Source organism: Telluria sp. BA11 (assembly GCF_056680305.1).
Window position 1 is genome coordinate 2882259 of record NZ_CM155275.1, and the last position, 13700, is coordinate 2895958.

Below are 13700 nucleotides of genomic sequence, written 5' to 3' on the forward strand. Positions count from 1 at the left end.
CAAGTGTTACTTCGACGCTGCAATCCAGCGATCGACTTTCGCCTCCAGCACCGCCAGCGGCAGCGTGCCTTCATCCAGAACGACGCGGTGGAATGCCGGCAGGTTGAACTTGTCGCCCAGTGCCGCCTGCGCGCGCTGGCGCAGTTCCATGATTTTGAGGGCGCCGATCTTGTACGCCAGCGCCTGACCCGGCATCACCATATAGCGCTCGATCTGGGCGCGCGCTTCCAGTTCCGAGTAGCCCAGCGTCTCGCGGAAGTACGTGATCGCCTGATCGCGGCTCCAGCCTTTGGTATGCATCCCGGTGTCGACCACCAGGCGCGCGGCGCGCAGCATCTCGTCGTTCAGGTGGCCGAAATAATCTTCCGGCTTGTCGAACAGGCCCATCTCCTTGCCCAGCGTCTCGGCGTACAACGCCCAGCCTTCGGTGAACGCCGTGTTGCCGCCGAACTTGCGGAAGTTCGGCAGCCCAAGCTCCTGGGTCAGCGCGATATGGAAGTGGTGGCCCGGCTGGCCTTCATGCAGGTACAACGTGACCATGCCGGTACTGCCGTACTTGGTCGGGTCGTTCACCACCGACCAGAACACGCCCGGCCGCGAGCCATCGGCCGCCGGTGACGAATAATGGTCCGACGCCGTCTCGCGCGTCAGTTCCGGTTCCAGGCGCACTTCGAGCGGCGCCTTCGGCATCAGCGAAAACAGCTTTGGCAGCTTGGTGCGCACGTCGGCGTCGATCTTCTCGAACACCGCGATTACCTGCGCATCCGACGTGAACGGCTTGTACTTCGGCTGCTCCGACACCCAGCGCGGCAGGCCGGCCGCAGGACCGGTGTACCCCATCTTCGGACCGATCTTGCCGTACTCACCCTGGATGCGCGCCACTTCTTTCTGGCCGATCTCGTGGATCTGCTCGGGCGTCAGGCTCGTCGTGGTCATCGCTGCCACACGCGCCTTGTACCACTCGGCGCCGTTCGGCAGTGCGCCCCAGCCGGCCGTCGTGCGGGTGGCCGGCAGGTAGTCCTTCTCGACGTACGTGGCCAGGCGCGCCAGTGCCGGATTGAGCTTCTCGCCCACCGTCTTGCGGTACGACGCCGTCAGTTTGGTCTTGTCGGCGTTTGAGAAACCCGCCGGCAGCGCCTTGATCGGGCTGTAGAAGATGCTGGCTTCAGGCGTGGCCGCGACCAGTGCCTTCAGTTGCGGCAGCAGCGACAACATCGGCTCGCGCGGATGCACGACGCCGCGCTTGACGCCTTCGCGCATATTGGCGATCGCCTGGTCGATGTAGGCGACCATCTGGTCCAGGCGGCTCAGGTAATTACGGTAATCCTGCGGCGTGGCGAGGGGCTGCGCGCCCTGGCCGCCGGCATAATTGGCCATGAAGACCGGCATGTTGAACATCTGGTCCACCGGCAGCAGGTGCTCGGGGAAGGCGCCCAGGCGCAGCGCGGTCTCGAGTTCGAACTTGACGATGTCGTAGCTGGCCTGGTCGCGCGGATTGAGGCGCTCACGCGGGATCGTGCCCAGGCGTTTCAGGTAGCCGCGGTACAGCGCAAACTGGGCGTCGCGGTTCTTCGGCGCGATCGGCAGGCCAAGCTGGCCATCGAAGCGGCCGTCGCCGGACTCGGTCGCCCAGACCGGCTCGAAGCGCGCGTAGGCATCGTAATACTCGTCGACCAGCTTGTTGATGGCCTTGCCAGCCTGGGTGTCGGCAGCCGATGCCGATGCTGGTGCGGTGGCCGTGACCGGCGCGGCGCCGGCACTGGCGCACAGGAGCAGGGCGGCCGTGGCCAGTACGCCAGTTTTGAAGAATGGGTTCATCGTGATCGAAGTCCTGGTAAAAAATCAGTAGCTGGCCAGCGGCGTGAGGGCGCCGTTCTTGAAGGTGTACACGGTGACGGCCGTTTTCTTCAGGTTGCCCTTGGGGTCATAGCCGTACATGCCGACCACGCCCTGGTAGCTGATCGTGTGCATCGCGACGCCGACCGCCTTGGCATCGACCGTCTTGGCCGACTGGATCGCCTGCGCGATGAACTTGGTCTGGTCGTAGAACGATGGCGCATACACGTCCGGCTCGCGCCTGAAGCGTTTCTTGTAGCCGGCCAGGAAGGCCGCGCCGCCCGGCTGCCTGGCGACGATCGCGCCGGCCTGCGCGCAGCGCACGTTTTCGCCGACGGCGGCGCCGCCGAGCCTTGCCATCTCGGGGCTGCACAGCGTGTCGCCGCCCAGCAGCGGCACGTTCAGGCCGAGTTGCTTCATCTGGCGCACCATCGGCGCGGCCTGCGGGGCGTAGCCGCCGTAGAAGATGGCATCGACTTTCTTGGCGCGCAGCGCGGTGAGAATCGCGGCGAAGTCGCTGGCCTTGTCGTTGGTGAACTCGTGGCCCGCGACCTTGATGCCGGCTTGCTGCGCCTGGCGCTTGAACTCCATCGCGATGCCCTGGCCGAACGCAGTGCGATCGTCGATCACGCCGATGTTCTTGATCTTGAGTTCCTTGGCCGCGTAGCCGGCGACCGAGGCGCCCACCTGCGTGTCGCTCGCGACGATGCGAAACACGGTGGGGTAGCCGCTGGCGGTGATCTTGGGATTGGTGCCGACCGTCGACATCAGGATGCCGCTGTCGTTGTAGACGCGCGAGGCGGGAATCGCCACGCCGGAGTTGTAAGGACCCAGCACGAACTTGACACCGGCGTCGGCAAATTTCTGGGCCACGGTCACGCCCTGTTTCGGGTCGCCTGCGTCGTCTTCGGATTGCAGCACGAAGCGCAGCACGTTGGCGCCGACCTGGATCTTCTGTGCGTTGAGCTCTTCGATGGCCATGCGCACGCCGTTTTCATTGTCCTTGCCGGCAAACGCATTGGCGCCCGACAGCGGACCGCTGACGCCGATCTTGACGATCTGCTCGGCAGCGTGCGCGTGCACGCCGATGGTGGCAATCAGTGCGGCCAGCGCCAGCGGCGCCATGGTGATTTTCGATGGCATTGACTCAGTCTCCCGTTGATGTGGACGGGCGCCATCATCGCACGATTCGGGCGCGCGGCGAAAGCGCACGACGCCTGTAAAGACTCAGGCTGGCGTGCCGTGCGAGATCAGTTCGAGGGGCAGGGCGGTGGTGGACTTGATCTGTTCCATCGAGAACGCCGACGACACACCGGTCAGGCGCGCGGTCTTGATCAGCTTTTTATAGAAGCGGTCGTAGCCGGCGATATCGGTGGTGACGACCTTGAGCAGGTAATCGACGTCGCCGCTCATGCGATGGAATTCCAGCACCTCGGGCAGCGCGATCACGGCAGCGGCAAAGCGCGCCAGCCATTTTTCATCGTGCTCGGGGGTCTTGACGCTGACGAACACGGTGACCGGCAAGCCGACCTTTTCGCGATTGACGATGCTGACGCGGCTTTCGATGAAGCCTTCTTCTTCCAGGCGCTTGACGCGTTTCCAGCAAGGCGTGCTGGACAAGCCCACCTTTTCGCTCAGGCCCGAAATGGACAAAGTGGCATCCGCCTGCAGGGCAGCGAGGATCGCGCAATCAAACTTGTCGAGTGAATTCATATTCCGCATTGCTGATTATAAGAATAATTATCCTACTGTTTGATTGAAAACCAGAAAGTTTAGGACGTATTGACCGTCTTTAGCTCGTACCATATTACTGGACAATAACATGTTGTGCGACACCTTTTTTATATTTTTGGCACCTATTCATGCAGACCGAAATTTACCTCGACACCAATGCCACGTCCCCGGTATTGCCCGCCGCCGCTGCCGCCGCCATGGCCGCCATGCAGGACGGCTTCGGCAATCCGAGCAGCAGCCATGCAACGGGCCTGCGCGCCCGGGCGCTGCGCGAGAGCGTGCGCGCCAGTGCGGGCCGGGTGGTCGGCGCCGGGGACGGCCGCTTGATGTTCAACAGCGGCGCCACCGAAGGCATCCAGACGGCCGTGCTCTCGGCCCTGTGCGCGGTGCGGGAACGGCGCGCGCGTGGTGAAGCCTGTGGCGACATCGTCCTGATCGGCGCCACCGAGCACAAGGCGATACCCGAAAGTCTGGCGCACTGGAACCGGCTGCTGGGCACGGACCTCGAGCTGCGCATGCTGCCGGTCGATGGCGATGGCCGCCACCGGCTCGATGTACTGCGCGCGCTGGCGCCACGCGCAGTGCTGGTGTGCACGATGGCGGCGAACAATGAAACGGGCGTCGTGTCCGACCTGCGCGGCATCGAGGCAGTGTTGCGCGATGCCGGCAGCGACGCACTGTGGCTGGTCGATTGCGTGCAGGCGCTGGGCAAGCTCCCGCTCGACTTGGCCGCGAGCCGTATCGACTACGCGCCGTTCTCGGGGCACAAGCTGTATGCGCCGAAAGGCATCGGCATGCTGTACGTGCGCCGCGGCGCGCCCTACACGCCGCTGATGTGCGGCGGCGGGCAAGAGGATGGCCAGCGTTCCGGCACCGAAAACATGGCCGGCATTGCGGCGCTGGGGGCCGTGTTCTCCGCGCTGGAGCGGGGCGACACGTTCCGCGACGGCGCCTCGCTGCTGGCGTGCCGCGCGCGCCTGGTGGCGGCGCTCGAAGGGTCCTTGCCCGGCATCGTGTTCAATGCGCCCCTGGCGCAGTCGCTTTCCACAACCATCAATTTTTCGGTGCCGGATGTGGCCAGCGCCACGCTGCTCGACCTGTTCGATGCCGCCGGCATGCGCGTCAGCGCCGGCTCGGCGTGTTCGGCGGGGAAGGCCGGGTCGAGTTACGTGCTCGATGCGATGGGCGTGCCGGCCTGGCGCAGCGCGGCGGCGGTGCGCCTGTCGTTTGGCGCGCTGCTTGACGACGCGTCGCTCGATCTGGCCTGTGAGCGCATCGCGCGCTGCGGCGCGGCGCTGGCCGCGCCGATGCCTGTGGCAGGCGCCGAACCGGCGATTGATGGCGCCATCGACAGCGCAATGCTGGTGCCCGCCGATACTGCCCGTGACTGGCTCGCTGCGCATCCGGACGCGATCGTGATCGACGTGCGCGACCTGCGCGAGCACAGTGTTGCAGGTGCAGGTGTGGGTACGGTCTGCCTGCACGGCCACACGGTACGCAACGTGCCGCTGGCGTGCGTTGCCGACGAGGCGCCCCAGTGGCTGGGCGCGACGGCGCCGCTGCTGTTCGTCTGCCGCAGCGGCGCACGCAGTGCCCGCGCGGCGCAAGCCTTGCGCGCCATGGGCCATTCGGGCGCCTGGTCACTGGTGGGCGGATTCGCGCTCGTTATCTGATCTCGGGTAGGATGGCCCCGATGCCCGGGCATCGGTGGGGTGTGTTCGTCAGCGCACAGTAACGACGCTGGTCTTTGCCTAGCATGAGATCAGCCGTGCGCGCTCAGCGTTTTCTGCCCTGATCCGTCCCGGACGCCACTGTGCTCCAGCGGTCTGCTGCGCACGCTCAGTCCCGAGGCCCCGTTGAACGTCAAGAACCACAACCTGCCCGCCGGGCAGCGCACGCCGCATGATGCGGCGCGCGCGACCGGCGACGATGCGCCATGGCGCGCAGCACCTCTCGGCGCGCTCCAGCGCGCGGAACACGCACGCCAGTTGGCGGCGCGCCACGTACTGCAACCCACCACGGCCGGCAAGGGCGGCGCCCACGCCCTGCGCACACTCCTGGGTACGGATGCCGACGCCATCGCCGCTTCGTGCGACGCGCTCGACGAGGCAGCCCGCGCCGGCTTCGCGCTGCCGCCTGCCGGCGCGCGCCTGCTCGACCAGCACCATCTGCTCGACGCCCAGGTGCGCCTGGTGCGCGCCGGCTTGCGGCCGGTGGCCGCGACCTTGCCGACACTGGCCGCGGATGGCGCCGTGCGCGCCTGGCGCCTGGTGCTCGATGTGGTCGCACATGGCGATGGCCGCATCGACGCCGGGGAACTGGCGTTGTTCGTGGCCGCTTACCAGGAAGGCTCGCAAAGCGCAGCGCTGCGCATCGCCGAACTGGATGCGCTGCCGGCGCTCCTGCGCCTGGCCCTGATCGACAACCTGCGGCGCCTGGCTGCGCGCGCGGCGCGCGCCTGCGCCGCGCATGAGCAGGCAGCCGGGTGGGCCGTGCGCCTGCTGGACACGGCCGAGACGCGGCCCGGTGACCTGATCCTGCTGGTGGCCGACATGATGCGCAGCGTCGAGGCCAACGACAGTTTCATCGCCGAACTGGCGCGGCGCCTGCACGGCCGCGGCGGCGCCGTGAGCCAGGTACTGGACTGGCTCGACGCGCGCCTGGCCGATGGCGACAGCAGCATCGCGCAGCACGCGCAGCGCGAACACAGCGAACAGGCCGAGGATGCCATCTCGGCCGGCAACACGCTGGCCAGCCTGCGCCTGCTGGGCGGGATCGACTGGCGCGCCTTCGCCGAGGCGCACGGCGCGGTCGACGCGCTGCTGCGCACCGACCCTGATGGCAGTTACGCCGCCATGGACGGCGCCACCCGCGACAGCTACCGGCACGCCATTGCGCGCCGCGCCCGGGCTGCCAAGGTTGACGAAGTCGAGGTCGCGCGCGACGCGCTGACACTGGCCGGCACGCACCGCGCGCCAGGCGAAGGTGGCCTGGACGTGCGCACCCGCCACGTCGGCCACTACCTGCCGTCCCTGGCGCAGAAGGCGCCGGTTGCCACGCGCATCGGCGCAACCGCAGTCCTGACACTGCTGCTGACGATTGCCATCCTCGTGCACGCACGCCAGGGCGATGCCGGCGCCTGGTTGCTGGCGCTGATTGGCCTGCTGGCGCTGCCGGGGGCCAGCGCCTTGGCGCTGTCCCTGGTGCGCATGATGGAACGCTGGCGCATCCCGCCTGTCACCACGCCACGCATGGATTTCAGCGCCGGCATTCCCGACACCTGCCGCACCGTCGTCGCCGTCTGCGCGCAAGCGGGCGACGCTGCCGCGACCGAACGGCTGCGCGAAGAGCTCGAGGTGCGCTACCTTGGCAACCGCGACCCGAACCTGCGCTTTTGCCTGCTGCTCGACCTGCCCGACGCCGCCAGCGAAACCCTGCCGACGGACGACGCATCGCTGGCGCAGGCACGCACTGCCATCGAGACCCTGAATGCCAGGTATGCCCCTGACGGTGACGGGCCATTCATGCTCTTGGTGCGGCCACGCACCCGCAGCGTCGACCAGCAAGCCTGGATCGGCCAGGAACGCCAGCGCGGCCAGATCGCCGACCTGAATGCCTGGCTGTGCGGCGCGCGCGAGCGCTTTTTGCTCACCGCCGGCAATACCGGCGCGGGCGCCGCGATGCGCTACGTGATTGCACTGGACGCCAATGCCGGCCTGCCGCGCGACGCGGCGCGCAGCCTGGTGGCCGCGATGGCGCACCCGCTGCACCTGCCGGTGCAGGATGACAGTGGCCGCGTGCTCGAAGGGCACGGCATGCTGCTGCCCGCACGTGGTCCCGCGCCACCGGGCCATCGCGCGCCGCGCTTTGCCCGCATGGGCGGGGCCGCGCTGGATGCGCGCTACGGCTGGGTCGCGATCCATGATGTCGATGCCTGGCGCCGCGCCTGCGGCGACGTCGTGCGCGATGACGGGCGTGCCTGGCCCGGTGCCGTCGAGCGCGATCGCCTGCGCGCCGGTCGCGTGGCGGACCTGCGCGTGGACGCACTGCGCCCGTCCAGCTATGGCGAGTACATGCTGCGCCGGCACCGCGCCGTGCGCGCGGCCTGGCAATCGGTGCAGCGCCTCGGTCGCGGTCCCGATTACCTCGAGTACGCGCCTGCGCGCTGGATGCTGTTCGACCAGCTGCGCGCGAGTCTCGTCGCACCGGCATCCCTCGCCTTGCTGATCCTGTGCTGGAGCCTGCTGGCCGCGCCCGTGTTCTGGACCGCGGCGGTGCTGGCGGTCGTGTTCGTGCCGGCGCTGGTGGGCATGCTGGTGGCGCTGGGAGACCGGCCGCTCGACGCACCATGGCGCCAGCACATGGACGGCTGGGTGCGCGGCGCGCGCCTGACGCTCACGCGCAGCGCCTTGTGGGCTGCCTTCCTGCCGCATGCGGCGCTGGTCGATGCCCATGCCCTCGTGCGGGGCCTGTGGCGCCGGCACGTGACGCAGCGCGGCCTGCTCGATACGCAGGCGGGGGCAGTCCCTGGCCATTCGCTGGAAATCAGCGGCCGCGCCATGTGGTTCCCGCCGCTGCTGGCGATGGGTACTGCCATGCTGGTGAGTTTTGCCAATCCCTATGCCTTGTTCGCCACGGCCCCGATGCTGCTGGTGTGGTTCCTGTCGCCGGTGCTGGCCTGGTGGACGGGCCAGGTGACCCGCCGCAGCGCGCGCCTCGCGCCGGTACAGGATCAATTCTTGCGCGCGCTGGCGCGCCGCACCTGGGGCTTCTTCGAACGCCACGGCGCCGATGGCCATGGGCTGGCGCCGCACGCCGTGCTCGAACATCCCGAGCCCGCGGTCGATGGACGGGTCTCGCCCGACGGGATCGGCCTTGGCCTGCTGGCCACGCTGAGCGCGCGCGACTTCGGCTTCCTGCCACTGGGGGGCATGCTCGAACGCAGCGAGCGCGCGTTCTCCTCGCTGGCGCTGCTCGAACGGTGGAACGGCCATCTGCTGCAGTGGTATGACGGCGCCACGCTGGCCCCGCTCGAGCCACATCATGTCGATACCGCCGCGAGCGGCAGCCTGGTGCTGGCGCTGCGCACCTTTGCTGTCGGCATGGACGAAGTGCTTGATCAGCCAATCGCCGGCGCTGCGCCGGACGGCATCCGCGCCACGCTGCTGGTCGTGCGCGAGCACGCGCACGGTGCGCCAGCGTCGTTCCTGGATGCGCTGGACGAGATGGATGGCGCACTGGCGCCCGAACGCTGCCGCGCTCTCGATACGCTGCCGGGCCTTGCCGATTGCCTGCGCCTGGCGCTGGCCAATGCCGAACGCCTGATGGCCAGTCTGCCCGAGGATGCGGCGGCAGAGCCGGCGCTGGTCGCCTGGGTCGAGCGGCTGCATGCTGGCTGCGCCGCGCAGCTGGACGACCTGTACGCGCTGGCGCCGTGGATGCGCGCCGTTCAGGAATACGTCCTCGGCGCTAGCCTGACCCGGATCCCGACACTGCGCGAACTGCCGCAGCTCGACGCCCCGGCAACGGGTGGCGCCGGCCTGGCTGTCCTGGTGGGGGCGGGCCGCGCTTGCGCGCAGGAACGTATCGAGCGGCTGACCGCCCTGGCCGCTGCGGCGCGCGACGCCGCGCGCATGGACTTCGGCGCGCTGGTCGATCCCGCCACTGGCCAGCTGGCCGCCGGCTACCACGTGCGCGAAAAGCGTCTGGACAGCGACAGTTGCGACTTGCTGGCGTCGGAGTCGCGCATGGCCAGTTTTGCCGCCGTGGCCCAGGACCAGCTGCCGCAGCAGCAGTGGTGGTCGCTCGGTCGCCCGCAGCGCATGGCTGGCGGCAGCACGCTGCTGCTGTCGCGCCGTGGCGCCATGGCCGATGTGCTGGCGCCGCAACTCTGGATGCCGGTCTGGCGCGACACGCTGCTCGACGCCGCCGCCCGCGCGCTGGTGCGCGCCCAGGCTGCACACGCCAAAAGCAGGGACGTGCTGTGGGGCTTTTCGCCATCCCGTTGCAATGCCGTGGATGCCGCCGCGCGCTACCGGTCGGGCCAGTTCGGCTTGCCCGCCGCGGCGCTGCAGCGCCAGCGTGATGACGATCTGGTGGCAGCGCCGTACGCTGCCGCGCTGGCGCTGGGCGTGACGCCGGGCCTGGCCAGCACCAATCTGCGCGCTTTTGCGGCGCAAGGCATGCTGGGCGAACTCGGATTGTATGAAGCACTCGACTATGCGCCGGCCCGTTTGCCGCAGGGCGAGCGCCAGGTCGTCGTGCGCGCATACGCTGCGCGGCATCAGGCGATGCTGCTGCTCGCGTTGGCCCGCCATCTGCTGGGCGAACCGATGCAGCGCCGCTTCTGCCGCGATCCCGAATTCCGGGCCGCGCTGCCCTTGCTGCAAGAACCGGTGCCGGTCTCCGGCGCGGCTGCCGAACGTCGCTACACCGGCGCGGCGACCGCCAGCCAGAGCGTGACGGCGCGCCCGTATGCGCGCGTCATCGGGAGCGAGCCCCCGGTGCTGCCCGAAGTTCAGCTGCTGTCCAATGGCCGCTATCACCTGGTCGTGGCCAGCGATGGCACTGGCGCCAGCCGCTGGGATGATAAACAGATCACCCGCAACGGCATCGGCGACACCGGTTTGACGTGCCATGTGCGCGACGTCGCATCCGGCCAGGTCTGGCCGGGCCTGTTGCCAGAGAGCGAGCGCGAAACGGTGTTCTCCGAGGGCCGGGCCAGCGTGCGCTGCCTGGATAACGGGCTGGCCATGCACACCGATATCGTGGTGGCGCCGGACGACGACGTCGAGCTGCGCCGCATCCGCATCGTCAATCATGGCCTGCAGCCGCTGACGCTGGAGCTGACCAGCAGCGTGGCGCTGGCCGGACCGGCGCTCGAGCCGGGCGGCCGCAGTCACATCATGATCGAATTCGACACCCCGCACGACAGCCTGCTGTGCGTCACGGCGGCCGATGCGCCTGTCGTCATGCACCGCATGGCAGTACGCGACATCGCGCCTGCCGTGACGGTGGAAACGGACCGCGCGCGCTTCATCGGCCGTGGCCACGATTTGCGCGCGCCCCAGGCCATCGGCGCCGGCGGCGCGCTGCCGGGCCTTGTCGCCGAACCGGATGACGCGTTGCTGGCCTTGCGCCGCACCGTCACGCTGGCGCCGCAACAAGAGATCACCGTCGACCTGGTGCTGGGCGTTGCCGCCAGCCGGGCGATGGCGCGTGAACTGGCGGCCCGCTACAGCGCCGGCCATGCGGTCGACCGCGCGATCGACGCGGCCTGGACCCAGGCCCAGGCCTTCCTGCGCCGCATGGACGTGAGCGAAGCCGATGCGCAGCTGTGCAACCGCCTGGCCGGCTGCCTGCTGCAGCCGGTACCGGCCCTGCGTGCCGACCCGGCCGTCATCGCGCGCAATGTGCGCGGCCGCGCCGACCTGCTCGCATACGGCATCGATGGCGTGCAGCCGGTGCTGCTGCTCCAGCTAGCCGACGGCCCGGATACCGGCCTGGCGCGCCAGGTGCTGCAGGCACATACCTACTGGCGCAACCGCGGCTTCGCGGTCGACCTCCTGGTGCTGTGTGACAGCCGCGCCGTGCGCGAGGGGGTGATGACGCTGGCGATGGCGCTGGTGGACCCCGATACCTTCGATGCGCCGGGCGGCGTACACCTGTTCCTGCGCGAAGACGTCGCGCAAGAAGACCGCATCCTGCTGCGCTCGAGCGCAAGCGTGCTGCTGCTGTCCGGCCGGGGCGACCTGGCCGACCAGTTGCGCCGCGCCGCGCGGCCCGGCGCCGCCTTGCCGTCGCCACTGGTGGCTGGCGCGACCACGCCGTGGATGACGGAAGCACTGCCCACCGTGCAGCCCGAACGCCTGTTCGACAACGGCATCGGCGGCTTCACGCCCGATGGCCGCGAATACGAGGTGCGCAGCAACGCTGCAGTGCCGGTGCCGCAGGCGCCCTGGGCCAACCTGCTGGCCAATCCCGGCTTTGGATCGGTGGTCTCGGAACGGGGCCATGCGGTCACCTGGAGCGGCACGCGCGCTGCGCGCCTGAGCGCCGGCAGCGACGATGTCGCCCCGCAGGATGGCGAAGCGTTCTACCTGCGCGACGAAGACAGCGGTGCCTTCTGGTCGCCCACGCCGTGGCCGGCGCCATCGCCGGAACCCTACCTGACCCGGCACGGCGTCGGCTACACCGTGTTCGAACACGGCGCGCATGGCATTCATTCGGCGCTGCGCTGCTTCGTGGCGCCGGATGTCCCCATCAAATACAGCGTGCTCCGGCTGCGCAACGACAGCGATGCGCCGCGGCGCCTGAGCGTGACCGGATTCGTGGCATGGCAGCTCGACAGCGTCGACGCCACGCCCGGCCTGCAGGTCGTCACCGGCATCGACCTGGCCAGCGGCGCGCTGTTCGCGCGCAATGCGTTCAGTGACGACTTCCGCGACCAGGTGGGGTTCTTCCATGTCGACGCCGAAGACGTCGCCGCAACCTGCGACCGCGACGAATTCATCGGCCGCCAGGGCAGCATCGCGCAGCCGGCGGCGCTGGGCCGCAGCAGCCTGTCCGGCGCCAGCGGTGCGGGGCGCACGCCATGCGCGGCCCTGCAAACGGCGATCACGCTGGCGCCGGGTGAGGAACGCGAACTGGTGTTCGTGCTGGGCGTGGCCGGTCCCGGCACGCTCGACGCCAGCCGCGAGGTGCAACTGCACGGTGGTGCGCGCGCCGCCGCTGCCGCGTGGGAGCGCCTGCACACCTGGTGGAATGGCACGCTCGGAGCGGTGCAACTGCACTCGCCCGCCGCATCGCTCGACCTGCGCGTGAACACCTGGCTGCCGTATCAGGCGATCAGCGCGGCGTGGGGCGAGCGTTGTCCCGCCACGCGCCTGCAGTCGCTGCTCGCCAGCGTGCATGCCCGGCCTGAGCTGCTGCGCGACGCGTTGCTGCAGGCGGCGCGCGACTTCGCCACGGCGCAGTCCAACCTGCCGGCTCCTGCGGTCGACGATTTCCTGTGGCTGCCCCATGTGCTGACGCGCTACTTGGCCGTCACGGGCGACTCCGCACTGCTGGCCGTGCTGCCATTCGGCGCCGATCCCGGCGACGCAACACGGCTGGCCGCCGGTGACGACCTGTACCAGCACTGCGTGCACGGCCTGCGCGGCTGCCTGCGCTTCGGCCAGCGCGGCCTGCCGCTGGCAGCGGCGCGCCTGCACGACGACGATGGGACGGGCCGTGTCGAAAGCGTGCGCACGGGCTTTTTCATGGCCACCGTGCTGCAGCGCTTTGCCGACGTGGCGGACCGGCGCGGCGACTTCGGTTTTGCCACCACCTGCCGCGGCGCCGCGCTGGCGCTCAGGGCGCAGTGCGAAGAACACGGCTGGGACGGCGACTGGTACCGCTGGACGTGGCTGGACAGCCGCAATGCACTCGGTTCGATCGCCAACGCCGCTTGCCGCGTCGAGTTGTCGACCCAGGGCTGGGCAGTGCAGGCCGACGCCGAACACGGTGCGGCCGCGCTGCGCGCCGCAGCGCTGCGCCTGGTCGATGAGGCGCACGGCGTCACGCTGCTGTGCGATCCGGCGGTCGACGGGCACTGGAGCGAGCGCGTCGTGGCCAGCCCCGGCCAGGACCACGGCGCCGTCGCGCTGGCGGCGACGGGCTTTGCGCGGCTGGGCGATGCCGGCCGCGCGTGGCAACTGGCCGGCATGCTCGATCCGCTGGCGCCGGGCCTGGGTCCGGATCGCACGGCCGATCACGGCGCGCCGCCATACTTCCTGGCGGGCGGCGTGCGCACGGTGGCGCCGCACATCGGCCGTGCCATCGGCGGCTTGCACACCCCCTCGGCCGGGGCCACCTGGCTGCTGGCGATCGAAGCACTGCTGGGCATGGAGCGCAACGGCGCGCGCCTGCACCTGACGCCGCACCTGGCACCGGGCTGGGAAGGTTTCAGCCTGCGCTATCGTTATCACAGCGCGTTCTACGAGATCACGGTGCATGGGGGCGACGGGATGGAAGGCCTGCTGCTCGATGGCCAGCCATGCCCTGACTGGACGTTCGAACTGCAGGATGACCGGCGCGATCACCGGGTGGAGCTGTGGATCGCGGGGACGCCGGCCGGCGCCTAGGGCCAG

The 13700-nt window shown here is 69.3% G+C and carries 5 protein-coding genes; 2 read left to right on the forward strand and 3 right to left on the reverse strand.

What is annotated here, in order from left to right; genetic code table 11:
* Nucleotides 1–6: 6 nt before the first annotated feature.
* The 3 genes from AC1MGT_RS12660 to AC1MGT_RS12670 all read right to left on the reverse strand — a co-directional run bounded on the left by AC1MGT_RS12660 (nt 7) and on the right by AC1MGT_RS12670 (nt 3549).
* Nucleotides 7–1818: a DUF885 domain-containing protein gene (locus AC1MGT_RS12660; RefSeq protein ID WP_499500442.1), complete on the reverse strand. Its 1812-nt coding sequence runs from the start codon at nt 1816–1818 to the stop codon at nt 7–9.
* A gap of 24 nt (nt 1819–1842) precedes the next feature.
* Nucleotides 1843–2979 carry a branched-chain amino acid ABC transporter substrate-binding protein gene (locus tag AC1MGT_RS12665; RefSeq protein ID WP_499500443.1) on the reverse strand — a complete coding sequence of 379 codons (1137 nt, stop codon included), beginning with the start codon at nt 2977–2979 and terminating at the stop codon, nt 1843–1845.
* 84 nt (nt 2980–3063) lie between these two features.
* Entirely contained in the window at nt 3064–3549 is a 486-nt protein-coding gene (locus AC1MGT_RS12670) for an Lrp/AsnC family transcriptional regulator (protein WP_183554394.1), read from the reverse strand.
* A 149-nt stretch (nt 3550–3698) separates the two neighbouring features.
* Between AC1MGT_RS12670 and AC1MGT_RS12675 the strand changes: the two genes are divergently transcribed.
* Both AC1MGT_RS12675 and AC1MGT_RS12680 read left to right on the forward strand, forming a co-directional pair.
* Nucleotides 3699–5243: an aminotransferase class V-fold PLP-dependent enzyme gene (locus AC1MGT_RS12675; RefSeq protein WP_499500444.1), complete on the forward strand. Its 1545-nt coding sequence runs from the start codon at nt 3699–3701 to the stop codon at nt 5241–5243.
* 183 nt (nt 5244–5426) lie between these two features.
* Nucleotides 5427–13694, forward strand: a complete 8268-nt coding sequence (locus AC1MGT_RS12680; protein ID WP_499500445.1) for a GH36-type glycosyl hydrolase domain-containing protein — start codon at nt 5427–5429, stop codon at nt 13692–13694.
* Nucleotides 13695–13700: the final 6 nt, after the last annotated feature.